Origin of the sequence: Streptomyces sp. NPDC096193, assembly GCF_040302905.1 — a bacterium.
Taxonomy (GTDB): domain Bacteria; phylum Actinomycetota; class Actinomycetes; order Streptomycetales; family Streptomycetaceae; genus Streptomyces.
Genome location: NZ_JBEOSJ010000024.1, coordinates 23,060 through 46,515 on the forward strand (window position 1 = coordinate 23,060; position 23,456 = coordinate 46,515).

Annotated in this window: 24 protein-coding genes and 8 pseudogenes; 17 read left to right on the forward strand and 15 right to left on the reverse strand. The window is 66.9% G+C overall.

The features are described 5' to 3' along the window. The first annotated feature begins 339 nt into the window (after positions 1-339). Positions 340-552 (forward strand): LexA family protein, encoded by a 213-nt coding sequence (locus tag ABTX78_RS28185; RefSeq protein WP_352209598.1) that lies wholly within the window; start codon positions 340-342, stop codon positions 550-552. Between the two features lie 66 nt (positions 553-618). Here the strand turns inward: ABTX78_RS28185 and ABTX78_RS28190 are convergent, their stop codons facing one another. Both ABTX78_RS28190 and ABTX78_RS28195 read right to left on the reverse strand, forming a co-directional pair. Beyond that, positions 619-894, reverse strand: a complete 276-nt coding sequence (locus tag ABTX78_RS28190) for a hypothetical protein (protein ID WP_352209599.1) — start codon at positions 892-894, stop codon at positions 619-621. Positions 895-1,098: 204 nt separating this feature from the next. After that, positions 1,099-1,311, reverse strand: a pseudogene (locus ABTX78_RS28195) (ISL3 family transposase); the annotation flags it as partial. A gap of 195 nt (positions 1,312-1,506) precedes the next feature. Here ABTX78_RS28195 and ABTX78_RS28200 point away from each other — a divergent pair. Continuing rightward, positions 1,507-1,744: pseudogene (locus ABTX78_RS28200) on the forward strand (hypothetical protein); the annotation flags it as partial. 47 nt (positions 1,745-1,791) lie between these two features. Here the strand turns inward: ABTX78_RS28200 and ABTX78_RS28205 are convergent. Continuing rightward, positions 1,792-2,550, reverse strand: a complete 759-nt coding sequence (locus ABTX78_RS28205; RefSeq protein WP_352209600.1) for an SDR family NAD(P)-dependent oxidoreductase — start codon at positions 2,548-2,550, stop codon at positions 1,792-1,794. A 149-nt stretch (positions 2,551-2,699) separates the two neighbouring features. Between ABTX78_RS28205 and ABTX78_RS28210 the strand changes: the two genes are divergently transcribed. The 6 genes and pseudogenes from ABTX78_RS28210 (at position 2,700) to ABTX78_RS28240 (ending at position 6,800) form a co-directional block, all read left to right on the forward strand. Continuing rightward, entirely contained in the window at positions 2,700-3,353 is a 654-nt protein-coding gene (locus ABTX78_RS28210) for a TetR/AcrR family transcriptional regulator (RefSeq protein WP_352209601.1), read from the forward strand. A gap of 172 nt (positions 3,354-3,525) precedes the next feature. After that, a pseudogene (locus ABTX78_RS28215) lies at positions 3,526-3,876 on the forward strand (recombinase family protein); the annotation flags it as partial. Positions 3,877-4,051: 175 nt separating this feature from the next. After that, positions 4,052-4,577 (forward strand): annotated as a pseudogene (locus ABTX78_RS28225) (isochorismatase family protein); the annotation flags it as partial. A gap of 2 nt (positions 4,578-4,579) precedes the next feature. After that, a complete protein-coding gene (locus tag ABTX78_RS28230) occupies positions 4,580-4,810 on the forward strand; it encodes a phosphopantetheine-binding protein (protein WP_352209602.1) in 231 nt (76 codons plus the stop codon). A 360-nt stretch (positions 4,811-5,170) separates the two neighbouring features. Next, entirely contained in the window at positions 5,171-5,800 is a 630-nt protein-coding gene (locus ABTX78_RS28235; RefSeq protein ID WP_352209603.1) for a thioesterase domain-containing protein, read from the forward strand. A gap of 259 nt (positions 5,801-6,059) precedes the next feature. Next, a complete protein-coding gene (locus tag ABTX78_RS28240; RefSeq protein ID WP_352209604.1) occupies positions 6,060-6,800 on the forward strand; it encodes a YncE family protein in 741 nt (246 codons plus the stop codon). 299 nt (positions 6,801-7,099) lie between these two features. On the opposite strand, the gene ABTX78_RS28245 is transcribed toward ABTX78_RS28240, so the two are convergent. After that, positions 7,100-7,396 carry a DUF3303 family protein gene (locus ABTX78_RS28245; protein ID WP_352209605.1) on the reverse strand — a complete coding sequence of 99 codons (297 nt, stop codon included), beginning with the start codon at positions 7,394-7,396 and terminating at the stop codon, positions 7,100-7,102. A 489-nt stretch (positions 7,397-7,885) separates the two neighbouring features. Here ABTX78_RS28245 and ABTX78_RS28250 point away from each other — a divergent pair. Beyond that, a pseudogene (locus tag ABTX78_RS28250) lies at positions 7,886-8,116 on the forward strand (CPCC family cysteine-rich protein); the annotation flags it as partial. Between the two features lie 204 nt (positions 8,117-8,320). Here ABTX78_RS28250 and ABTX78_RS28255 read toward each other — a convergent pair. The 4 genes and pseudogenes from ABTX78_RS28255 to ABTX78_RS28270 all read right to left on the reverse strand — a co-directional run bounded on the left by ABTX78_RS28255 (position 8,321) and on the right by ABTX78_RS28270 (position 11,341). Further along, positions 8,321-8,656 carry a helix-turn-helix domain-containing protein gene (locus ABTX78_RS28255; protein WP_352209606.1) on the reverse strand — a complete coding sequence of 112 codons (336 nt, stop codon included), beginning with the start codon at positions 8,654-8,656 and terminating at the stop codon, positions 8,321-8,323. Positions 8,657-9,981: 1,325 nt separating this feature from the next. Further along, positions 9,982-10,421, reverse strand: a pseudogene (locus tag ABTX78_RS28260) (lamin tail domain-containing protein). Positions 10,422-10,544: 123 nt separating this feature from the next. Then, positions 10,545-10,841, reverse strand: coding sequence for a hypothetical protein (locus ABTX78_RS28265; RefSeq protein ID WP_352209607.1), 297 nt, complete (start codon positions 10,839-10,841; stop codon positions 10,545-10,547). 332 nt (positions 10,842-11,173) lie between these two features. Continuing rightward, on the reverse strand, positions 11,174-11,341 hold the full coding sequence (locus ABTX78_RS28270; RefSeq protein WP_352209608.1) for a LexA family protein: 168 nt from the start codon (positions 11,339-11,341) through the stop codon (positions 11,174-11,176). 690 nt (positions 11,342-12,031) lie between these two features. Between ABTX78_RS28270 and ABTX78_RS28275 the strand changes: the two genes are divergently transcribed. The 5 genes from ABTX78_RS28275 to ABTX78_RS28295 all read left to right on the forward strand — a co-directional run bounded on the left by ABTX78_RS28275 (position 12,032) and on the right by ABTX78_RS28295 (position 15,875). After that, complete coding sequence (locus ABTX78_RS28275; RefSeq protein ID WP_352209609.1) at positions 12,032-12,895, forward strand: NAD(P)-dependent oxidoreductase; 864 nt, start codon at positions 12,032-12,034, stop codon at positions 12,893-12,895. Between the two features lie 46 nt (positions 12,896-12,941). Then, positions 12,942-13,256, forward strand: a complete 315-nt coding sequence (locus ABTX78_RS28280; RefSeq protein WP_352209610.1) for a hypothetical protein — start codon at positions 12,942-12,944, stop codon at positions 13,254-13,256. 10 nt (positions 13,257-13,266) lie between these two features. Next, complete coding sequence (locus ABTX78_RS28285; RefSeq protein ID WP_352209611.1) at positions 13,267-14,241, forward strand: aldo/keto reductase; 975 nt, start codon at positions 13,267-13,269, stop codon at positions 14,239-14,241. 297 nt (positions 14,242-14,538) lie between these two features. Beyond that, a complete protein-coding gene (locus ABTX78_RS28290) occupies positions 14,539-14,931 on the forward strand; it encodes a cation:proton antiporter domain-containing protein (protein ID WP_352209612.1) in 393 nt (130 codons plus the stop codon). A 158-nt stretch (positions 14,932-15,089) separates the two neighbouring features. Further along, positions 15,090-15,875: an SGNH/GDSL hydrolase family protein gene (locus ABTX78_RS28295; protein WP_352209613.1), complete on the forward strand. Its 786-nt coding sequence runs from the start codon at positions 15,090-15,092 to the stop codon at positions 15,873-15,875. 79 nt (positions 15,876-15,954) lie between these two features. Here ABTX78_RS28295 and ABTX78_RS28300 read toward each other — a convergent pair. Together ABTX78_RS28300 and ABTX78_RS28305 are read right to left on the reverse strand one after the other, a co-directional pair. Then, positions 15,955-16,221, reverse strand: a pseudogene (locus ABTX78_RS28300) (transposase); the annotation flags it as partial. Between the two features lie 202 nt (positions 16,222-16,423). Next, entirely contained in the window at positions 16,424-16,564 is a 141-nt protein-coding gene (locus tag ABTX78_RS28305) for a hypothetical protein (RefSeq protein WP_352209614.1), read from the reverse strand. 96 nt (positions 16,565-16,660) lie between these two features. Here ABTX78_RS28305 and ABTX78_RS28310 point away from each other — a divergent pair, with 96 nt between their 5' ends. Further along, complete coding sequence (locus ABTX78_RS28310; RefSeq protein ID WP_352209615.1) at positions 16,661-17,824, forward strand: epoxide hydrolase family protein; 1,164 nt, start codon at positions 16,661-16,663, stop codon at positions 17,822-17,824. A 560-nt stretch (positions 17,825-18,384) separates the two neighbouring features. Here the strand turns inward: ABTX78_RS28310 and ABTX78_RS28315 are convergent. The 4 genes from ABTX78_RS28315 to ABTX78_RS28330 form a co-directional block, all read right to left on the reverse strand. Continuing rightward, positions 18,385-18,705, reverse strand: a complete 321-nt coding sequence (locus ABTX78_RS28315; protein WP_352209616.1) for a DAPG hydrolase family protein — start codon at positions 18,703-18,705, stop codon at positions 18,385-18,387. Then, on the reverse strand, positions 18,659-19,159 hold the full coding sequence (locus tag ABTX78_RS28320; RefSeq protein ID WP_352209617.1) for a DAPG hydrolase family protein: 501 nt from the start codon (positions 19,157-19,159) through the stop codon (positions 18,659-18,661). The genes ABTX78_RS28315 and ABTX78_RS28320 overlap by 47 nt, the downstream gene beginning before the upstream one ends. 117 nt (positions 19,160-19,276) lie before the next feature. Further along, a complete protein-coding gene (locus ABTX78_RS28325; protein WP_352209618.1) occupies positions 19,277-19,624 on the reverse strand; it encodes a recombinase family protein in 348 nt (115 codons plus the stop codon). 251 nt (positions 19,625-19,875) lie between these two features. Next, positions 19,876-20,184: a DUF6228 family protein gene (locus ABTX78_RS28330; protein ID WP_352209680.1), complete on the reverse strand. Its 309-nt coding sequence runs from the start codon at positions 20,182-20,184 to the stop codon at positions 19,876-19,878. A 138-nt stretch (positions 20,185-20,322) separates the two neighbouring features. Here ABTX78_RS28330 and ABTX78_RS28335 point away from each other — a divergent pair. Beyond that, positions 20,323-21,137, forward strand: a pseudogene (locus tag ABTX78_RS28335) (IS5 family transposase). 194 nt (positions 21,138-21,331) lie between these two features. Here ABTX78_RS28335 and ABTX78_RS28340 read toward each other — a convergent pair. Then, the gene (locus tag ABTX78_RS28340; protein WP_352209619.1) at positions 21,332-22,015 is read right to left on the reverse strand and encodes a TetR/AcrR family transcriptional regulator; all 684 of its coding nucleotides are present in this window, start codon (positions 22,013-22,015) and stop codon (positions 21,332-21,334) included. A gap of 214 nt (positions 22,016-22,229) precedes the next feature. On the opposite strand from ABTX78_RS28340, the gene ABTX78_RS28345 reads away from it, so the two are divergent. Further along, positions 22,230-23,441, forward strand: a complete 1,212-nt coding sequence (locus tag ABTX78_RS28345; RefSeq protein WP_352209620.1) for an FAD-dependent monooxygenase — start codon at positions 22,230-22,232, stop codon at positions 23,439-23,441. Positions 23,442-23,456: the final 15 nt, after the last annotated feature.

Here is a 23,456-nt window from a genome sequence, read left to right on the forward strand (position 1 = left end):
AGGGTTTCTCTCGAGGGCCCGGATCACCTTGCCGACGTTGCTGCGCGCATCGCTGCGGCCGCGCGTGCCCTCACAGCACCGTCACCCTTCCCCGTGCCGATGATCGCTGGAGTGCCGGGGCCAGGCGAGCCCTGGCACTGGCACGCACTTACGAATGCCGTCGATGAGCTGTTGTTGGAGGGCCGTCGGTACCTGAACGGTGGTCCGCCGCGGTGAGCTCGAGCAGCAGGTGAGACAGCTCAGTCCTGCCTGTCGGCGGTTGACGGATGCGGAGAAAATCGAACCCGTGTTGTAATTCGATCCACCAGCGATGCGCCAGGCGGAGAGGGCGAGGAACCGATGGAGCAGGCACTGACAGAACGGCAGGCGAAGATCATGCGCTGCATTCGGGACCACATCGCCGACGAGGGCGAAGGACTGAGCATCCGGCAGATCGGGCAGCGTGTGGGCCTGACGTCGTCCTCGTCGGTCGCCTACCAGCTCGGCCGGCTCGAGGAGCGGGGACTCCTCTCCCGCAGCGGCCGGCTCTGGCGAAACTGCCACATGCGCTGAACCGCACTCTGTGCAGGTGACGTGACGCGGTCAGGCCCTGCATGCCGCGTCACGTCACCTCGCGGGTCAGTCGGTGCGCCGCGCGGCGAGCGCCTGCTCGAGGAGGTCGAGGATCGTCACCACGTCGTCGACCTTGACGTACGAGATGGCGACCTGGGCGGTGCCGTTGTCGTGGACGACGATCTCGTACTCCGCGTACGTCGACTCGTCCTCGTAGCTTGCTGCACGGCGGGTTGGTCGGGGACGGCTGCGCCGTCGGCTCCTGTGTCGGCTCCGTCGGTGCGTCGGTCGGCTCGGTCGGCGTCGCTGTCGGGCCCGGGTTGGGTGTGCCCCCGCCGCCATGGGCGATGAGGCCTCCCAGGAGCACGCCGATGCAGAGTGCAGCGGCGAGCGCGGCCGCGAGGAACACGAGGATGCGCCGGGACAACTTGCTGAACATCAGGGTTGGTCCTTCCGGTCTGTGGTGATGACCGGCGGAGGGTGCACTGCCCCGGGCCCTTGTGGCGCGCGCTCGTCGACGAGCGCAACCAGTCGGGCCCCTGCCCTGACGACCTGGCGGCCGTCCACCGGCACGTCCGCCACCGCCCGGCAGTGATACCCGTGCACCTTCACCGTCAGCGTCCGGCACACCGGACACGGCACCGCCGCATCCCGAGTGCGAGCCGTGACCACCACCGCGTCACCACCGTCCACCACGTCCTCGACGACCAGCACCGCCAAACCGGAAAACACCGTGCTGACAAGCGAGTTGACATCTATCACAAGATCATGATTGCGAATGGCTACCCGGCGTCACCACCGACTACGGGCCAGAGCCGAAATCTTTACAGACCCGTTCGAGCTGGACATGAACCGGCGCCTCGACCTGGATCTGACCACCCGGACCATGCCGGGCCCGCGCACCCCTTCCGATGAACCGGTCTCGGTCTCGGGGTGATGGCGCAGCGTCACCCCGGAGCGCTCGGGCTGGTGCTGAATGCCGCCGTCGAGGAGTTGCGGGCGCTGCCGGCCGAGGAGCGTAAGCACGACGTCCTGGACGAGGACATTGCCCGCGTCTCCCCGCTCAAGCACGCGAACCTCAACACTCGGCCGCTACAGCTTCACCGCCTCGACCCCGGCCGTCGGCGTCCTGCGCCCGCTTCGGGACCCTGATGCGCCGGAGCTGGACGAGGACGAGACCGGCTGGGAGTGAGTCGGGGCCGTCGCTGCCTGCGTCTCTATAGGCCGTCGCTCGGTCGCTCAGAGGAGGGCGCCGCCGGAGACCTCGATTCGCTGGGCGGTGACCCAGCGCAGGCCCTCGGAGGCCAGCGTGGCGATGGCGTCGCCGATCTCCTCAGGTTCGCCGACGCGGCCGAGCGCGGTCTGTCCGGCAAGAACCTGGCGCATCTCGGCGTCGTCCCGCATCGCTCCACCGTTGAAATCGGTGGCGGTCGGCCCCGGGGCGATGGAGTTGACCCGGATTCCGCGCGGGCCGAGTTCTGCGGCGAGGGTGCGGCTCAAGGCTTCGACGGCGGCCTTCGAGGCGGAGTAGACCGAGGTGGCGGGGCTGGTGTGGCGGGTCAGTGACGTCGAGACGTTGATGACGCGGCCGCCCTGGGTCAGCAGCGGCACAAGTGACTGGATGAGGAAGAACGTGCCCCGGACGTTGGTGCCCATCACCGTGTCGAAGTCGTCGATCGTGACGTCCTCCAGCGGTCCGAAGATCCCCACTCCCGCGTTGTTGACCAAGATGTCGAGCCGCGAAGTACCCCAGCGCTCCAGCTGCTCGCTCAGTTCGGAGGTGAAGGACGCGAAAGAGGAGACGTCGCTGATGTCGAGCCGGAGAACAGCGGCAGTCCCACCCGCCGCCTGCACCTGTTCCACCGTCTTCTCAGCCCCGGCCGCATCACCGCGGTGAGTGACCAAGACCCGCACCCCGCGTGTGGCCAGAGCGATGGCCGCGCCACGTCCGAGGCCGCGATTCGCACCGGTCACCAAAGCGATCTTGTCGATCGTCATGAACTGTTCCTCCACCGCGCGGCTACCGGAATTCGCCCGGGCGCCACAGATAGGATGCGAGTCACGCGACTCGCCTTGCTCTCGTACCGTAAGCAGGACTACCGAGGCGAGTCAAGTGACTCGCCTCGGGTCTGCGGCATACTGTCCGCATGGCAGCAGAACTCTCCGCACACCACCGCAGACTCGCTCAGCAGAAACGCGAGGCGATCACCACCGCAGCCACAGAACTGTTCCTGGATCGTGGCTACGACGGCACCTCACTAGCTCGGATCGCCGAAGCGGCCGGGGTCTCGAAGTCCACCCTGTTCAAGCGGTTCCCCACCAAGGCGGCCCTCTTCGAGGCCATCGTCACCGAGTCCTGGCAGCGTGACGCCGACGACGCTGCCGCGCGGCCGCAGACCGGAGATCTGCGTGCCGGACTGACAACCGTCGGCCACCGGTATGCCGACCTGGTCGGCCAGCCCGGCATGACAGCCCTGTTCCGGATCGTCATCGCCGAACTGCCTCGTTTCCCCGAACTGGGACGGATGCAGTTCCAGCTCGGCAAACTGCCCTACTTCACCTCCGTTCAGCACTACTTGGAATCCGAGCACGAGGCGGGCAACGCTGATGTCCCGGACGCGGCGAGCGCCGCGAACCAGTTCCTCGGCATGATCGCCAACTACGTCCTGTGGCCCCGCATGCTGCTGACCGACTGGAACCCCGCAGCCTCAGACATCCACGATGCCGTCGAACAGGCCGTCCAGACCATGCTCGCCAGATACACCCCGACCCGCCGGCCTGACCCGAAGCCGGAACGTTGACACTGGCGCGCAATGCTCAACATCCGCGACGCCCCCACTCGGCGACGCAAAACGAACGAATGACGACAGGCGCGGCGGCCGTCCAATGAACTCAGGCTTTCGGGGGTCCGACGGCGGCGCAGATCCAATCAGATCCGATGACGGCTGCTGACGCGGGGAGGGGCATGCCAACCTGGTCTACAAGCGGGTGTCGACCGACCAGCAGTCGACCGACCACCAGAACTTCGTCCTGGACGAGGCCGGGATCGAGGACCCGATCGCCTTCGAGAAAGCCGCGGGCACCTCCAGCCGCCTCCACCCGCTTCAGCGCCCGAAGTTCGCCGAGCTGCTCGTGTACGCGCGGCCGGGCGACACCGTCCACATCTCCGAAATGTTCCGCCTCGTACGCGGCACTGGGCACATCCTCGACGTGCTCGACACCCTCCACCGCGACCGCCTCGCCCTGCGCATCCACGACGGCGCATTCTCCGCGATGGACCTCACCGCCCGCCACCCGCGCACCGGCGAACTGCTGTCCACCGTGGTGCAACTCCCGAACGTCGCCGAGTTCTTCGAGGTCGTGTTCGCGCTGTTCCGGATCGGCGCGTTACCCGTCTTCGCGCTGCCCGCCCACCGGGAGACGGAAATCCGGTACTTCTGCGAGTTCTCCGAGGCCGTGGCCTATGTGATCCCGGACCGGCACGAGGGCTTCGACCACCCTCGTCCACGACCTGCAGAACCACTTCCTGTCGGCCTACGAGGCCGGTGCGTGAACTCCAGGCCAATACGGGCCGGTTGACGCAACACGCCAGGAACCACGGAATACCCGTCGTCTACTCCGCCCAGCCTGACGGCCAAAGCCCACAGGAGCGTGGGCTCCAGCAGGACTTCTGGGGCCCTGGACTGCCCGACGACCCACACGCCTCGGCCATCGCGGACGCAGTGGCTCCGCAGGCCGGCGACACCGTCATCACCAAATGGAAGTACAGCGCCTTCGTGCGCTCCGACCTCGCCGCCCTCCTCGAGCGCCACGGCCGCGACCAACTGGTGATCACCGGCGTTTACGCCCACATCGGTGTGATCGCGACGGCATGCGACGCCTGGATGCGTGACGTCGAGGCCTTCGTCGTCGCCGACGCCGTCGCCGACTTCGGCGAACGGGAACACCGCTCGGCACTGCGTGGCGCCGCGGGCCGCTGCGCCGTCGTCACCACCACCGACTCGATCCTCACCCAAGGGGAATGACCATGGCGCTGACCGTGCAGCAGATACGTCAGGACGTCGCGGACGTCCTGGGCGAGGACCCGACCGACATCCCCGACGACGAGGACCTCGGCGACCACGGACTCGACTCGGTCCGGCTGATGAGTCTGGTCGAGTGGTGGCGGCGGGAACACGCGGCCGAGATCTCGTTCGTGGACCTCGCCGAACGTCCGGCCATCGAAGTGTGGGCCGCCCTGATGGGAGCTCACACGTGACGGCCGCGCGCACCACCGACTACTCCCCTGCCCATCCGGCACAGGGAGCCGCGGCTGGGCTCCCGCTCACGGCCGCGCAGCAGGGCATGTGGTTCGCTCAGGCGATCGACCCCCAAAGCCCCGCCCTCAACACAGCCGAGTACGTGTTCCGCGCTCCGACACCGGCCGCCCTCGCCGAATGCCTCACCGGCGACGGCGGCGCCGACACGGCCCTGGAGGTGCTGCTGCCGCTACGGGCAAGCGGCGATCGTGTCCCGCTGTTCGTGTTCCACCCGGCCGGCGGGCTCAGCTGGTGCTACTCAGGACTGCTGCCGCCTTGGCCCCGGGCAGCCCGTGCACGGCTTGCAGGCCCGCGGACTGATGCACGACGAACCCCTCCCCGCGACGATGGACGAGATGGCCGCCGACTACGCGGCTCAGATCCGCAGCGTCCGGCCTCACGGGCCCTACCGGCTGCTCGGCTGGTCCGTCGGAGGAGTCATTGCCCACACCGTGGCCGTCCATCTTCAGCGGGCCGGCGAACAGGTCGACCTCCTCGCTCTCATGGACGCCTACCCCTCCGACCAGTGGCGCGAACTCGCCGGACCCACCGAAGCCGACGCACTCAACGCCCTCCTGCGCATGGCCGGCTACGAGGGCGGCACAGGGGCCCTCACCCGGGACCAGGTCCTGGCCACCCTCCGCAATGAGGGCAGCGCCTTGGCGGCCCTGCCCGAACGGGTACTCACCGCCGTCCTCGGAGTAGTGACCAACAACGCCCGCCTGATGCGCACCCATCGGCACCAGGTCTACGAAGGAGATCTGCTGTTCTTCACGGCAGCAGCCCCCCGGCCGGAGGGCTGGCTCACTCCCTTCGCCTGGCTGCCGTATGTGACGGGGCGGCTGGTCGAGCACCCTCTGGACTGTCGGCACGCCGAGATGACGCAGCCACTGCAGCTCGACATGGTCGCGTCCGTTATCACCTCTCGGCTCCACGCACTCGGGACCTGACACACCGACCGCACCACACTCCCCCACCCGGAACACACCTACAGGAGTCACCTGCCATGTCCCCCAACCGCTCGTTCATCCGGCGCCGCGTCCTGCTCGCCGCAGCCGTCTCCGCGACCTGCGCGCTCGGCCCGGTCAGCGCGGCATCAGCCGTACCCCTGGGCACTGTCCACACCCGCCAAGCGCACCACAAGGTGGACTCTGCGGAACTGGCACAGGGGCTCTACCAGTCCGCCTACTCGGCGCGGAACAATACACTGTGGGTCACCAGTTCGGTGGGATTCCCGCCGAGCACAACACCGTGTGGACCACCAACACGGTGGACAACTCCCTCGCCGTATACAGCCAGCGCACCGGTCGTCATCTCGCCACGGTGCCAGGAGTGAAGCATCCGCGGGACGTCGTCATCGACTCCCGTCACGACCTGGTTTGGACGGCCGGACTGGAGGACGGCAGCCTCGTCACCTTCGACGCCCGTACCTACCAGGAGAAGAAGCGCATCATCATTCCCGGTGCCACACCCGCCGGTCTGGCCGTCGACACACGCACGGGCACCGTTCTCGCCGCCGACCTGACGAACAGCCGCCTGATCGTCGTCCGACCCGCGGCGGGAACGCCCACGTTCGTCACCGTCGGCCAGGGCGCCATCGATGTGGCACTGTCCACCGACGGCACCACCGCCTACACCGCCAATCAGGGTGCCGGATCGATGTCCGTGGTCGACCTGCGAGCGGGCGTCGTCATCAAGGAGATCCTGACTGGCGTGGAGAGTCTCGCGGTGGCCAACGACGACCGCGCCGGCCATGTGTACGTGGCCAACCGGGGATCCGGCACAACTACCGCGGTCGACCCACGCCGGGGCACGGCACTCGCGGTCCTGCCGACCGGCACGAACACCAACCACGTGGTGTTGCATCGCGGCACCGCCTACGTCGTGGACAAGGCCGCCGGCGGTGCGGCCGCTCTGGACAGCATCCATCGCGTGCGCACCACCGGCTGACGGCACGGCAGCACCGCGGGCGGGCCACAGAGTTGCGCACATCCAGACGGGCTCGCAGGACCGTGCGGGGTGGGCGGCCTATGCCGGCTGGGTGTCGGCAGCGCACGCCGACACCACCAGCGAGTGAGGGCGTGCCGGTGGTGGACGGGCCAGCGCTGCATGCCTTCGCGGGTCGGGGTCTGACCGTGCTGCTGGGGCCCGCCTCGGAGCCTGTGCGGGCGCTCCGGTCTCCGTCTCTGCGGTGCTGACGTATGCGGTGCTGTATGCCGTCGGGTCAGCGTTGTGGGCGGCCGAAGAGGTCAGCCCTGCTGCAGCGCGGCGAGACCCTTTTGCATGTCTTCGCTGTTCATCACCGGCTGGATCTCGACCTTCGCGCCGAGTCCCTCGAAGAGCGGCTCCACGATGGTGGGCAGCAGTGAACTGTCCTGCATGTCGAAGACGAAGGTGCAGGACCGTCCGCCCTCGCTGGGGCCGAAGTAGGCCGCCTCAGGCTTGAGCCGTTCCGTCATCGACTGCATGGTTTTCTGCAGTGCGCCGTTCTTGAGTGCCTCATTCGAGATCTGGGTGTCCAGATGCGCTCTGAGCATGACCCTCATCGCACTTGCTCCTTCCGTCCACCACGACCGGCGCGGTCCCGTCCGCGCTCGCTGAGACCTGGCGACGCCCTGCTTAGCCTCTCCTCGAGTGATCGGAGCAGCAACATCTCGTCCTCCGTCCGTGCTGACGTGGATGCCAGCCGTGCTGATAGTTCGCATCCAGGGGGCACCGTGCCATCCACGGCTGACATCAACGACTGCGGGGCAGCAGCAGGACCGAGCAGCCGTCGACGGCGCCGTTGCCCGAGGTATGAACAGGTGCGACGACGGTCCGGTCGAACTTACAAAGCAGTTGTCAGCAGCGCCGAAACGAGAGTGGGGATCCACCAGCGAGCTCCCGGCAAGCCCAGTAGGTCTCAGCCACCGCGCTGCCCCCAGTTCGCATCAAGTCAGTGGCGATGGGCAGCTACGACAAGGGAGGATGCCGCTGTGGCTACTCCTTTCGAGAACATTTAGGGGAAGGCCGAAGACGGCCCGTACCGCTGCCCCTGCTGCGGCTTCGTGACGCTTGGCGAGCGCGGCAACTTCGAGATCTGCTCCGTGTGCTTCTGGGAGGACGACGGGCAGGATGACCACGACGCAGATCGGCTTCGCGGCGGGCCAAATGGCGGGCTGAGCCTCACCGAAGCTCGACGGAACTTCGAGACCATGGGCGCTTGTGACGAGCGGTGCACCGGGTTCGTGCGCGACCCTCTGCCAGCGGAGTATCCGCATCGATGACATCACCAATTGACAACAACGACGTCGGGGTGTGGCGATCCACACATCGCTGCTGCCGTCCGCGAGCGGGCGCCAGGTCGGTCAGACCATCGGCACAGCGGGGTGCCCCGGACGAGGGCTTGACCTGAAGTCGATGTTGCCCGGGACGCTGAAGCGTGCCGGGCAACGGCAAGGATGCTGGGAAAGCCGCGAGTTCGGGCTGGCTCAGGCGGCTGTTGGATTCGCTGATGTGGCGGTGCGGCGGTGTTCGGCGTTGATGCGTTGGGCTTCTTCGAGTTGGTCTTCGAGGATGATGATGCGGCAGGCGGCCTCGATGGGGGTGCCCTGGTCGACGAGTTCGCGGGCGCGGGCGGCGATGCGCAGTTGGTAGCGGGAGTAGCGGCGGTGGCCGCCCGGGGAGCGGAGCGGGGTGATGAGGCGGGCGTCGCCGATGGCCCGGAGGAAGTTCTGGCTGGTGCCGAGCATTTCGGCGGCCCGGCCCATGGTGTAGGCGGGGTAGTCGTCGTCATCGAGACGGCCGTACGAGTCGTCTGCTGTCATTGCACCTCTCTGCGAAACGTGGAGGGGCCCTGGTGCCGTATGGCACCAGGGCCCCGAAGGAACTGCTACACCATCTGCCGGCCCTGGTACTGCGCCGGCCTTCTGTGTCCGCACGTCCACCCGGGAGAGGGCGGGCAATGCGGGGATCGCGGTTGCTTGACCGGAGACCACCTCACTATCGATGTCCTGCGGTACCCGGACTCAAAACGCTGCCCGGGCGATCCTGATGGCGCCTGGCTCCTCCGCTCTTCCCTCTTGATCAACTACTTTCTGGGACTGCGTACTGCTGGTACTGCGAACTACTGGTGGCCTGCCATAGCGCCACTCTTCGGCAGCCAGCCCCGTCGCCCATCCTGCATCCGCTCTGGCTCAGAACCCCACTGCCGAACCTCCCAGTGCGCGCGCCCGCAGCCGACGCCTTCACCGAGGTACTGCTCACCGACTTCACTGCTGAGTACTGCGAAGTGCACATACAGGTACTGCCACTGCGGTACTGCTCACGGCGGCCCCTGATCACTGCGGGCCACCCGGTCCGGCCGTCAGCCCCGTCGCCATCCAGCAACCACTCCGGCTTCGGAACTCCACCACCGCACCGCCCTGCGAACTGCAACTACATACAGCTTCCCGGCAGTTCATGTCTGCCGGGCCGTTCTCATCTCGGCTACGAGAGAAACCATAACCACACCACCACCCAATGTCTACTCCAGCCGCCACAGATTTCCGAGTGTCGGACTTCGAGGTAATCGGGCACCGTCCGTCCGGGGAACCGTCCCATCGACTCACAAACAGCCCCAGCGGCATCGACCGCCGCGCAGGACACCCGCGGTTACGACCAGACAAGAGGTTCGACGGCCACAGCCCCCAGCCCGTGGTCGACACCGCCCCTGAGGGTCGTGGTCGTCCAGGGCGACCCGCACGACTCCCAGGCGGCGAAGGACGTCCTCTTCCGCCTGCGCCCGATACACCGGGAGGTCACGCTCGTCTGGGCCAACCGGGCTCATGGGGGCCCCGGCCGGAGGACTTTTCCGGGTTCGTGCTGCTACCCCGGCACTGGGGCGCCGAACGGTCCCTGGCCCGGTTGATGAACGCCCGCCGCATGCGCGCGATGACGCACGGCTGATCCAGCGTTCCGGGACCTGCAGAGGGGAGAGTACGAGCTGCGTAAGGCCACCGTTCAGGCCGGTCACCACCCGATGACCTCGCGCCATGCCCTACCCCTGGCATGCCGGCCTGCCGGGCCGGTCCCGGACGGACACAACGACGGGGCGGCGTGCCGATGGCACACCGTCCCTGGAGCGGCCCACGGTCAGGTGCGGGTGGCCGCGTCAGGGGCGGTGGTGGTGACGGCCCCAGTACTCGGTGTCGACGGTCCGGCCGCGGTCGTCACGCAGGGTGGCGGTGTCGGAGGGGTTCTCCCAGAGTAGGTGCGGCGGTCCTGGAAGAAGTCGCTGCGGGTGTCGCGGCCAACGCCGGTGTGGATGCGCACGCTGGCGCGGCCCTGGAGTCGGACGTCGTCGAAGCGGTAGCGGTTGCCGTCGCGGTCGCGGTCGCGCAGGGTTCAGCCGCCCGGGTTCACCGCGCGCCGGGTGTTGTTGGTGATCTCGACCCAATCGGCGTTCAGTGACCGGTTGGAGCCGTTGTCGCGGCCGGGGCTGTCGGCCTGGACGCGGCTGATCTCGACCCGAGGCTGACGGTGACGGTCACGATCACCGTCGTGGGCGGAGGCCGGCGGGGCGACGGCCGAGACGAGGACGCCGGCGGTCAGGACGGTCGCGGCGACGTGGCGGGCGGTCGACGAAGCAGATGACGTCCCCTCAAGAACACTGCCCCACCAGCAGATACAGGCGGTGGCGGCAGTTGCTGTCCCCGGCCGGGAGCGGTGAGCACGTCACCGTGCATGACACACCGAAGAAGCGTGCCGCGAAGAAGACGGCGGTCCGGCCGCGGAAGCGAGCCTAACGATCATGGGAATAGAAGGAATGAGCAGCGCGCCGATCGTTGTGCATCCGCCGTCGACCGGTGGCGGCCGCCGGTCACACCGCACCGCCACGGCCGGGACGAGATCCTCGGCCTCGCCCACTCCGACCACAACTTCGTCGTCTTCCTGGAAGCCGCCGGTGTCCTGGATGCGGCGCAGGTGCTGGACGATCCACGATGGGTGGAATGGCGCGGCGGTCGTGCGCATCAATGGGACGCAGCCTGACAGTCTCTGTATGCGGCGTCGGTTGGGCGACGATGCCGAGTTCGGTGTGGCAGTACATGACGCAGGCGCGCAAGCCGTCGGTGATCACGCGGACTTCCTGGGCGGTGATGATCTGGCGGGTGCCGAGGCTGATGTTGCAGGGCCGCCATGGACGTACATCGGGGTCCTGTCCTTGCCGCTGTGCTCGAGCACCCAGTCCGGCGGCGGGTGGCGGGCCGGGAGGTGGCTCGGCGTTTGCTCTGCTTCTTTGACCCACCGGTCGGTGGTGGCGGGCTACTGGGGCCTGGACACGGCGTAGAAGCCGCACGAGTTGATCAGTCCGCGGTCTCGAGGCGGGCGGGGTGGTAGGCCACGGACGAGGTGGAATACAGAACGAGGAGCCGCCGGACCTGGCGAATATTCGGCCCCGCGCCGGTTTCCGAGATCCGCTCCCGGATGTAGCCGGGGGCACTTTTCTGCCGGACGCTGTGGTGATCCGTCATGGTGCCGTCGCCTCTCTGTGGTGGCGGTTGTAGTCGCGGGCGAGCTGGTGCAGTTCCACGTGGGCAGCCGGTGACCGGCGCACTGTGGCCGATCAGAACAGATAGCAGACCAGGTGGGCGGAGACGCAATATGAGGCTCACCTTGTCCCGCGTTCAACGAGGCCACACGGATGGACCACCTCGGCGTCGAAGTCGACTCCTCCGAGGCGTCCGAGGCCGCCACCCTCCGGCTTGGCGCTACCGGCTGCGAAACCGACGTGGAGCAGGTCGGCACCGGCTGCTACGTCCTCCAGGAAGGCCCTGGGGCCACGGGCCCGGCCAGGACCCTTGGCAGGTCTACGCCGGCAGAGCCGATGCCGACCAGCATGACCAAGCAGATATCCCCATGAGCCTGCACGCCTGACCAAGGTCCATGTACGAGGCGCGGGACCAGAAGGACCTCGGCGGCCCGCTGGCAGGGTCTTCCTGCCTCGGACGCGCCGATTCCATCGAGGCGGAAGCATCGCGGCTTGCTGCGGCACGTGAGCGGTATCGGCCTGGGTCAGCGCGTGGCGTCGACCCTCCGGTCGCCCCATCCGGTATGTGACCGATCATTGACTTGCTACTCGTGAGGCGGGTGCGCTCCTTCGGCGGGAAAAGGTCGGCTTCTCGGTGGAACATGGATAAGGGGAAACACGTAAGGGGTTCTCCATGGCTCACGCTTCCACCGTCGCGGTTCTCGGAGCAGGCGCACTGGGCGGCGCGATGGCAACGCGGCTCGGAGATACCGGCCACGAGGTGAGGCTGTGGAACCGTACGGAGGAACGGGCCCGCGCGGTGGCGGACGGCGCTGCCGGCGTCACAGCAGTGAGCGCGGTAGGCGATACGGTCTCCGGAGCGTCAGTCGTCATCACTGTGCTCCGTGACGGCAATGCTGTCGCGGAGGTCATGTCGGACGCCATCGACCGGCTCGACAGAGATGCCGTGTGGGTGCAGGCGAGTACGGTAGGGCCGCGGAGCGCCGGCGCCCTTGCCGATCTGGCGAGTGATCACGGTGTTGCCTACCTCGATGCACCGGTTTCGGGAAGTACCGTGCCCGCTCTGCAGGGCAAACTTGTATGGCTGGCCGCCGGAACCGAAGACGCCCTCACGCGGGCGCGTCCTGTGCTCGACGATCTTGGCTCGTCCGTGCTGCATGTCGGGACAGGGACCGAGGGAAGCGCCGTCAAGTTGGCGGTCAACGCCTGGATGGCTGCCTCGACAGTCGCGATGAGCGACGTCCTTGCGGTGTGCGACGCTCTCGGCGTCGACCACGCGACCTTCGTCCGGGTGCTGGAGGCGGGCCCGCTCGCGATGCCGTACGAGTTGCAGAAGGTGGGCCTCATGGACAGCGCCTCGTACGCGCCGGGATTCGCGGTGCAACTCGCCCTGAAGGACATCGACCTAGCCGCGGCGGTTACCACCCCCAGCCCGCTGCTCCAAGTTGTCCGGGACCGCCTGGTAGCAACCGCCGAGGCCGGACACGACAGCGAAGACCTCGCCGCCGTCGACTACCTGCGGAAGCCACCGCCGTAGGTCGCCTGCGGGCCCTCGCACGCAGAGGACCGTTGGGAGGCACCGCATGCGCAAACTGCTGCAGCTCCCGGCCTGGCACTGCTCCTTTTCGTCGCCGCCGCTGTGTCCAACAATCGGCTCTCGGCTACCGACGCCGGACGAGCGCGGCCACCCACGTCGTGACGGGCGAACGGAAGCAAGCCCCGTGATCAATATCGAGGACCATGGCGTCGATCGAGGCCAAGTGGGTGCAGGCATCGGCCCGATCGCCGTTATCGATCCGCCAATTGGCCTTTCGACGTATCTGCTGGTCACCATGCAGGCACAGCCAGAGAACGCCGCGACTGGTGGCGTAAATCGGAAGATGTTCAATCTGGCCTGAGGAGGTAGCCATGCGCACCACTACGCTGGGCAGGTCCGGCCTGAAGGTGTCCCGCATCGCGTTCGGGACCTGGCAGCTGGGCGGGGACTGGGGAGGCTTCGCCGAGGAGGAGGCCAAGGCCGCCATCCGCCGGGCGCGTGAGCAAGGAGTCAACTTCTTCGATACCGCGCAGGCATACGGTTTCGGCGCGTCAGAACGGCTGCTGGGCGACGCCCTTCGGACCGAGCTCGGCAGGAATCGCGACGAGCTGGTGATCGCTACCAAGGGCGGGTTGCGCGAGACGGACAACGGTGTCGCTCGCGATGCCAGTCCCGAGTCACTGCGCAGGGGCGTTGACGCCAGCCTGGCGGCGCTCGGCATCGACTACATCGACCTCTATCAGGTCCACTGGCCAGACCCTAAAGTGTCAGTTGCCGAGACCGCCGGTGCGCTACGGGAGCTGGTCGATGCGGGCAGGATCCGGCATGTAGGCGTGTCCAACTACAACACCGAGCAGATGGCTGAGTTCGCCGAGACCTTGCCGGTGGAGACGGTCCAGCCTCCGTACCACCTGTTCCGCCGCGACATCGAGCAGACGATCCTGCCCTACGCCCGCCGGTACAACATCGGCGTGCTGGTCTACGGTCCGCTGGCCCACGGCCTGCTGACCGGAACCTTCGACGAGAACACAGACTTCCCCTCCGACGACTGGCGCGGCAAGAGCAGTGTGTTCCAGGGTGAGACGTATCGCAGGAACCTTGCCGTCGTGCGACAACTGCAACAGTTCGCGTCCGCCCGAGGCATGACGGTCAGCCAACTGGCCATCGCGTGGACGCTGGCTCATCCGGCAGTTCACGTGGCGATCGTCGGCACTCGGCGGGCCGAGCACGTCGACGAGAGCCTCGCAGCAGCGGACATCTCGCTGACTGAGGAGGACCGCGCGGACATCGACAAGATCATGGCTGCGGGCACGCCGGTCGCCGGCCCGTCCCCGGAGGGGATGTGATGGCCGAGCGCGCTGCATGCAGCACGTGTACTGGGCGCGGGCCGATACGGGCAACTCATCGTGACCGCCGTTACCGATCCTGGCGGCCACCGCGCGTCCGCTGTTTCAGCGGATGGCCCTCGTCGCGGAAGCCGTTGCGTGAACCAGAAGCTCACCGGCGCCCGGGACCCGGCTGAACACTCATGCATGTCGGTGCCTTGGGGGGAACTTGCCCAGGGCTAAACCGCGTACCCCTGTGGCGCGCCCGGGCGAGGGCTGCGACACGGCTGCGAGGAGCAGCCGGGAGAAGGGTGCCGAATGTATGGCCTCGAAGTCACCGTGGTGATCCTCGCGGCTGTGGTGGCCATCACGTGGCTGGCTCGCCGCTTGGGTTGGAACGAGCCGGTCATGCTGGTGGCGGGCGGCTGCCTGCTCGGTCTCATCCCCGACTTCCGCACGCTGGTCCTGCCTCCCGAGGTCGTTCTGCTGCTGTTTCTGCCTCCTCTCCTCTACTGGGAATCGCTGACTACTTCGCTCCGCGAGATCCGGACGAACGTGCGCGGCATCATGCTCCTTGGCACCGGACTGGTGCTGGCCACGGCCGCTGCCGTGGCTGCGGTGGGACACGAAGTGGGTCTGTCCTGGCCGCTCGCCTTTGACCCGCTGATAGTTCCCGGTGAAGCCGTACTCCAGCCAACGTTGCGGGTTTAACTGATCGTTTCAGAATGCCGTCCTGCGGAGACGCTGGCGGCCCGGGGACAATCCCTTCAGCCACGGGCTCAGGGGGGATGACGCCGTATGGAACGGGTTGGGGTCGCGCGAGACCTCATGCTCAGTTCGCAGCTACAGAAGTGTGACAGCATTGGGCCGTGACTGAATACCGTCTTGTTGCGGCCCTTGGAAGCTCATTCGCGGCCGGACCCGGAATTGAGCCCGTCGCCGAAGCTGCTGCGATGCGCTCGGAGAAGAACTACGCCCACCAACTCGCCCATCGTCTTGGCGCGCGACTGGTCGATCTCACGGTCTCGGGCGCCACAACCGCCAACGTGATCGACATTCCCCAGCAAATGGCCGACGGCCGCTCCTACCCACCGCAACTCGACGGCGTTCCCTCGGATGCGGACGCCGTTACGATCACCGCAGGCGGCAATGACCTCCAGTTCGCTGGCGCGATGCTCTATGCGGCATGGCGTCACGCCGAACCGGACTCACCTCTCGTGCCGATGCTTGGTCAGATGTTTCCGAGCGGGATACAAGTACCCACGGATGACGCGATCGAACAGGCGACAGCTGGTCTCGCCCGGGTGATTGAGAAGGCGCGCAGGGTGGCACCCGCTGCGCGAGTCGTGCTGGTGGACTATCTGACGGTGCTCGATGATGACTCGCTTTCATGGACGCCTTTCACGGAAGAAGAGGTCGCGACCTTCCTCGTCATCCAGGACGCGATCGGCAAGGTCTTCCGTGACGCCGCAGAGCAGACAGCCACTGATCTCGTTCTCGCGTCTCAACTCAGCCTTGACCATGCACTCGGCTCGGCGGACCCGTGGGTGCAGCCGTTCATCCAGGACATGATGCGCACGGCCGGGTCGTTCCATCCCAACGAAGCTGGAATGACCGCGATCGCCGTGGAGCTGGAACGACTTCTCGTCCCGTAAGTCCTTCACGAGAGGATCTCGGCCCAGCCTGGATACCGGTCGGAAAGGGACTTCGCATGAGCGATGAACGCAGTCCCGCGGCCAGCAGAGCGGCGTGCAGTCGTGGCCAGACGCCAGCCTCGGTCCAGCCCCGCAGCCGGCGCCAGGCCGTTACCCCGGAGCAGCCCACGGCCTCTGCGGGGACATCGCGCCACGCGACACCGGTTCGCAACACGTACATGACGCCGGCGAGTGCCGCCCGGTCGGGAACCCGCGGCCGCCCCGGGTAGCGGCGGCGCTCAGGGGCGGGCGGCAGAAGCAGGGCCACTCGCTCCCACATGTCGTCAGGAACAAGATCAGCTCGCACTCCGGACACCCTCGCGACCAAGATCGCCGAACACAAGATCCGACCTCATTCTGAAACGATCAGTAAGACCACTGCCAGCTCCCTCCGCCGCCCGTATTCGGCCAAGCAGCAGAGTTCCGAGCAGCAGGTCTCACCACATCAGTAACTTCCCTTTTCATCCGTACGAGGCTGGAAACGTTCACGTGTACGCCGACAACGGGACCTAATGTTCCATCTGCGCGACGAGGTCGATCCTTTCCTCCGAAGCAACAGAAGCGACCTGCTTGTCCTGCCCCTCCGATTCGTAGCTGTCCGGGCTCAGCGACCCATTCATCGAGCGCACACGGGAGGATTCGGCGGGCACGACATCATTGTGCGCACCAGTGCGCAGTGAAATAGACTGCACACTGGTGCGCAACGGAGAGTTGCACTGTGCTTCGAAGCCCAGGAGAAGAAGGCAATGTCCGCATCGACCCCGCCGACCTCGGCCCTCCTCCGCCCGTTCACCGTCTCGATCCAGGATTCGGAGATCGACGACGTGAAGCAGCGACTGGCCAGAACTCGATGGCCGGATCCGGAAACGGTGGGCGACTGGTCGCAAGGGGTTCGCGTAGAGAACGCCAGATCCCTGGTCGACTACTGGGAGCGCGGCTACGATTGGCGACGTTTCGAGTCCGACCTCAATCGCTTCCCACAATTCCTGACCGAGATTGACGGGCTGGACATCCACTTCATCCACTTCAGGTCCAAGAATCCCAACTCGATGCCGCTGATACTCACGCACGGATGGCCGGGCTCGATCGTCGAGTTCCTGAAGCTGATCGGCCCGCTGACCGATCCGGTTTCCTTCGAAGGAGACGCCGCCGATTCATTCGACGTCGTCGTCCCGTCGCTCCCCGGGTTCGGGTTCTCCCAGAAGCCTGCGGAGACCGGGTGGACTGTATCGCGCATCGCAAGCGCGTGGGTGGAGCTGATGAAGCGTCTCGGCTACACGAGATGGGCCGCGCAAGGCGGCGATTGGGGTGCCGTCGTCACCACCGCCCTCGGGGCCATGCAACCTGAGGGGCTTCTCGGAATTCATCTGAACACCCAGTACGCCTTTCCCGCTCAGATACCCGAGACCTTGTCGCCCGAACAGCGCTACGCCGTGGAGACCCTCGCCCTCTACGCCGGCGATCTCGGGGGGGCGAACCACCTTCAGGGCACGAAGCCGGAGACGGTCGGATTCGCCCTCGCGGATTCTCCCGCTGGCCAGGCGGCCTGGATCTACGAGAAGTTCCAGTCCAAGACCGACAATCACGGGCTCGCCGAGGATGCTCTCAGCGTCGACGACATGCTCGACGCGATATCTCTCTACTGGTTCACCAACAGCGCAGCGTCGTCCGGCCGAATTTACTGGGAGAACAAGTCGCTCACTTTCGCCGGCCCGAAGGTGGCGCTTCCGGTCGCGGTGACCGTCTTCCCGAGGGACATCCCACGCGTGCCACGTAGCTGGATCGAAGACACCTACAGCAATCTGATCCACTACGGCGAGGCCGACAAGGGCGGGCACTTCGCGGCCTTGGAACAGCCCGAAATCCTGGTCAGCGAAATCCGCACCGGCCTGCGCACCCTTCGTTCCTGACGGCAACGCGCGAGCCGGGCCGTGCCCGCCTCGCCCTGGCGACCGGCGGGCGCAGAACGTCTTCTTTCTCCCACTTGCCCCGCGCCGCGACGAGGAGCTTCTCGACCCGGGTCAGGCCCGGGGGTCCGATCTCCAGCTCCGGCAACACGGTGCCGCGGCGTCGGGGTGCGGGCCCTACCCGCTGGTCGGCAGGTACGGCCCGAACGGGGTGCTGTGGCTGACCACCCGGGGCCTCGTGACGCGGCTGGCAGAATCGACCCGAACTGCCGATATCTTCCCGAGGACCGGTTGGGAGAGGCCACGGGCATCGATCCGGCCACCCTGGCCGCCCTGGTGCACAGGATGGAGCAGCGGGGCTTCCGGCCCGCGAGGTCGACCCCGAGAACCGCCGACGCAAACTGCTCACGCTCACCGCGGAGGGGGCGCCACGGCGACCCCCATCCGCCCGCCCGGGGGTGCCGGTCGTTTGAGGCCGAAAACGGCAACATCCCTTGGGGCCGGTCTTGTACGCAGCGCTTCGGCTGCGTACAAGACCGGCCCCAAGGGCTTTCGTGACGGGTTCAGGGACGCTGGCCGAACTCGCCGTAGAGGTCGGCGAGGAACGTCGACAGGTGGGTGAACTCGCTCTGGAGATGGATGAACAGCTCGTAGGCCATGGCGAGGCCGGCGCCCCCCGCCTCGTCGTCGGGGGCCGCTTCGGCCCCCCGGTCGAAGATGAATCGGCTGCGGAGCTCGAAGCCGTCCCCGGTCTCGCGGGCCAGGTGGATCATGACACCGCCCTCGATGGCCGAGCACGCGTAGCCGCTGTATCCGACCGCCTCGAAACGGTCGGCGTCAAAACCCAGTTCGTGCGGCTCGACGAAGTGCGCGACCAGCTCCATGCGCTGCGAGCCGATGTACTCGACGATGTCGTGGGGTGTTGCCGACGATGCGCTCGAAGTCGCCGAGGCCGGGCTTGGTGAGCACGTCCTGGTTCCGGGGGATGGTCTGCACGTGGCAGTAGGGGTGCCACAGGGAGTAGCGCTCGCGCTCGACGGAGTGCCACCACATCCACCAGGTGAACATTTCCGTGGTACAGCGCGGGAAGCGGTTGAGGCCAGCGGTGTAGGGGTGACCGGTCTGGGTGAGGCCGAACCCCAGCTCCTCCCGGAGGTAGCCGGGGTCGAGGAGTTTGTTGAGGTCCTCCGGCCGGGAGGTCAGCGTGTCCTCCGGAGCCAATGCCTGCTTCAGGTGCGGCAGGACCTCCTCGCGGAGCCGCATGTCGCCGGAGAAGTACTTCGCGTAGGGCTTGTCCTTGACCCGTTCGGCGTTGGACCGGAACAGTTGCTGCGTCACGATCGGGTAGTACGTGACCGGGCACTGCGGCGTCGATGTGGCCAGGTTCGTCACCTTTTATGAACGAGGGTTTCCGTACGACGCAGGTGGTGCTCTTCACAGTTTTGTCGATGGGCATCACCCGCGCACTTCGAACCCTCGTACCATCACCGAGACCTTCACCCGGGCCTGCGACGCGATTCTGGCCCACCCCGGCCGGTCTCCGCAGGTCAGCTGGATCCAGATCTCCCTGGCCCTGCGGGCGGTGCAGGCGCAGCGTGTGGAGATGCGCACGGTGTCGCCTGGCCGCGCGTAGGTGAGCAGTTCGCGGAACTTCGGGCGCTGGAGGGGGTGGAGGCGGGTGGAGGTGCCAGGGTCCTCCTCGAAGACGACCGGGTCCTCGACCCCGGCCTCGTCGAGGACGAGGTTCTGTCGGGCGGTGGACTGCTGGTCGGTCGAGACCCGCTCGTAGACCAGGTTCGCCACCAAGGGGTCCCTTCCGTACGGAGGAGTGGACCCTATCCGTCGTAAAACCCTGTCAGCAGTCGCGATCGGATCTGATTGGATTCAGCCGAGGCGAACCCCCGGACTGCACGGGTTCATTGGATGCGTCGGCAATCTGTCGACACGATCGTTTGCCGACTCCGGCCGGCATTACGGAGGCTGGAGGAGTTACGCCTGGACAGCGGCTTCAGTCAACCGGCTTAAGAGGATGTCTCACGTGGTGCTTCAGCTACTCAACGATCCTCGTGAGAAATGTGTGAAACTCGGCGGCGTGGTTTCGCATCTCCTCGCCGGCCGCGTGCACGGTGGTGGTCTCGAAGTGCCACTCCTCTCACGGAGGTCGATCGTGGATACCCCACAACGTAGCCGCCCGTGTGGTGTTCCGCCGAGATCGTCAGGTCGCGTTCCAGAGAGCGGCAGGCGCGAGCTCCTTCCCAGCCACGGAAGTCCTCGACCAACGAGGAGAGGAAAGCGTCAAGGCCGTCGCCGTCCCACGTCCGCACCAAGGTCTCGATGCTCACCCATTGCCCGCGAGCTTTCACGACGAAGTCGAGTGTGGGGTCGTCCCCGAACGGTCTTGCCAGCTCGGAGAAGAGGTAGAAGCCGTGGGACTCGGTGCCCAACTGCTATTCCCACACTGCCCCGCTGGACCGTGAGCCCTCTTGGGGATGATCGTCCCTATGGCAGTGGATCTTGCGCGCGACCTGGTCCCCGATGAGCTGTGGACGCCAACCGCACCGCTGATACCGCCGTTCCGGCCCAGACAGCAGGGCGTCGGGACAGTGCCGGTAGCGGACCGGAGGGTGTTCACGGCGGTGGTGTACGTGCTTACCACCGGTTGCGCTTGGCGGTACCTGCCTCCGACGTTCGGCACCTCGCCCGCCACCGCGCATCGTCGATTCGCGGCGTGGACCAAAGCCGGTCTATGGCGTCGTCTACACCGGGCGGTGCTCGACGAGCTCGGCGCCAGAGCGAGCTGGACTGGACTTCCGCCATTGTCGATGCCGCGTCGGTGCGGGCGAAAGGGGGGCGCTGACCGGGCCGAATCCGGTCGATCGGGGCAAGAAGGGCAGCAAGGTGCACGTGCTGTCCGAGGCCCAGGGGTTGCCGCTGGCCGTCGCGGTGTCGGGGGCGAACCTGCAGGACAGTCAGGCGTTCAAGCCGCTGGTCCTGGGCATACCCGCCGTCCGCTCCCGGCGCGGACCAGCGCAGACGGCACGTGAAGGTCCGCGCGGACAAGGCGTACTACTCCGCTGAACACCTCCGCTGGCTCCGCAGACGGAACTTCATCTCACGGAGTGCCCGGCCCGGCATCGAGTCCAGCGAATGCCTCGGCCGCCACCGCTGGAAGATCGAGAGATCGATCGCCTGGCTCTTCGGCTACCGCCGCCTCACCGTCCGGTACGAACGAAAAGGCAGCCACTTCCTCGGCCTCGCCGCAACCCTGACCTGCTACAAGAGACTCGCAAAACTCACCACACGAGACATCCTCTAAGGGCAACCGGGCGGTCGCCAAGAGGTTCGACAAACTCGCGGTCTGCTTCGGTGCGAGCTGATGGCCTCGTGTGAAGGGCTTGGGAGCGCGCCGCCCCTGTCGGACCCGCGCTGCACACGCGGCTGGTGGCGGGGCTCCAGGTTGCCCGGTTCGAGTCGGGCAACAGGTTCGGCGCAGGGCCCGGTCGCATTCGGTCAGAGCACTCTTACGGCGCCGGCCGTCCGATCGAATTCCTCCTGACCGAGTGCACGATGAGGCAGGGGGGTGGGGACCTGACGGCTCGTGCGGAGGCCGTCGAGAATCAGGGTGAGGTAGCGCTCCCAGAGGCCGGGCGAGCCGGCCTGGCTGAACTGCGTCGCAGTCCCGAGCATCATCTGGATGAGCGGGAAGTCGGTCACCTCGATGTCGTCGCGGAGTGCGCCATGCCGCTGGGCGCGCTCGATGACGGCAGCGATCGCAGGCGAGAGCCGTTCACGGGCAGCGGCGACCCGGTCCTTGCCGTGTGTACCGACCAGGAGCACTTCTCTCAGTCCGCGGTCGTCGGCGAAGTCCTGGCTGGCCGTGGTGAAGAAGTGGACGAGCCCGTCCCAGGGGTCTTGGTGAGTGAGGGCCTCTTCCGCGATGTCGGTGATGCGCTGGATCTCTGTGTCGAAGATCGCTTCGACCAGTTCCTCGCGGTTGGCGAAGCGCCGGTAGACCGTGCCCACGCCGACGCCCGCGTGGTGGGCGATGTCGTCCAGGGTGACGTCGAGCCCTCGCTGGGCGAACACGTGCTGAGCTGCGGCGATGATCCGCTGACGATTGCGTTCCGCATCGGCGCGCAGCGGGCGGGCCGACGCTTCATCGGCGGGTGGGGCGGGGGCGGTTTCACGGCTCATGCATCCACTATAGCAGTTATATGGAGACGACTTCTCCACTTAGGTGCTACGATGGAGACCCAAGCGGAGATTGGTTCTCCGTTTACTGTCGCCTTAGGTGGAGATTGTTGTGACTGCCGCTATCGATGAAGCACTCCCGCCGCAGGCCGGTCAGTCAGCCGGGGCACCGTCGCCAACCCACAAAGACCGCCCCTCACACGGAGGAGAGACCCTGATGAACAAGCCTCGCGCCCTGATCGTGGGCATGGGTATCGGAGGACTGGCCACGGCCATGCGGCTGCACGAGATCGGCTGGGAGCCCGTGGTCGTCGAACGCGCACCCGGACGCCGTGCCGCCGGATATTTCATCGGCTTGTTCGAGACCGGCCGCGCGACCGCTGAGCGGATGGGCGTTCTCGACGCCATCGGCAACCGGACCGACCCCGCCAGCGTGACCTATGACATCGACCGCGGGGGCCGCCGCCGGCCCAGCATGGGCTACGGCGACCTCCCCGGCGAACCCCGCCTCCTCCTCCGCGGGGACATCGAAGCCGCCCTCTACGACCAGGTCGCATCCAAGACCGAGATCCGGTACAACACCACCCCCGTCGCCATCGACGAGCACCCCGACGGCGTGGACGTCACCCTGGCCACCACCACCGGCGAGAACACCACCGAGACCACCGAACGTTTCGGCCTTGTCGTCGGCGCCGACGGGCTGCGCTCCACCGTCCGCCGCCTGGCCTTCGGACCGGACTCCGATTACCTGCAGCCCTTCCACCACATCATCGGCGCCACCATCCTCAAGGAACCTGTGCCCGGCTTCCGCCCCAACGACGGCATGATCCTGGCCGAGCCCGGCCGTTCCGTCTGGGTTTTCCCCTTCACCGACCACCAGCCCGGCGTGCTCTTCAACTACCGCACCGACGACGAGGATGCCCAGTTCCGCCGCCCGCCCGTCGAGTCTCTGCGCCACGCCTTCGGACCCGAGCCCACCGGGTCCGTGCTGGAGAACCTGCTGACGCAGTTCGAGCGGGCCGACGACGTTCTCTTCGACTCCACCCACCAGGTGGTGATGCCGGCCTGGTACACCGACCGCGTCGTCCTCCTCGGCGACTCCGCCTGGTGCCTGACCCTCTACTCCGGCATGGGCGCTTCCAGCGCTCTGGCCGGCGCCGACTTCCTCGGGACCACCCTGCAACGCAACCCGGACAACATCACCAGGGCCCTACGCGAATACGACCAGAGGCTGCGGCCCTTCATCGCCACCCAGCAACACCTCGGCCGCACAGACGGCCTGCCGATGTTCGTTCCCCAGACCCGCCGGGACATCACGGTTCGCGCCCTCACACAGAAGCTGACCAGCAACCAAGTCGGCAAGCGCGTGATGAAGACCGTCATCGCGGGCCAGTTCAAGAGCAAGTCCGTCGACATTTCCGCACCCTGACCACCACCGCCGGCG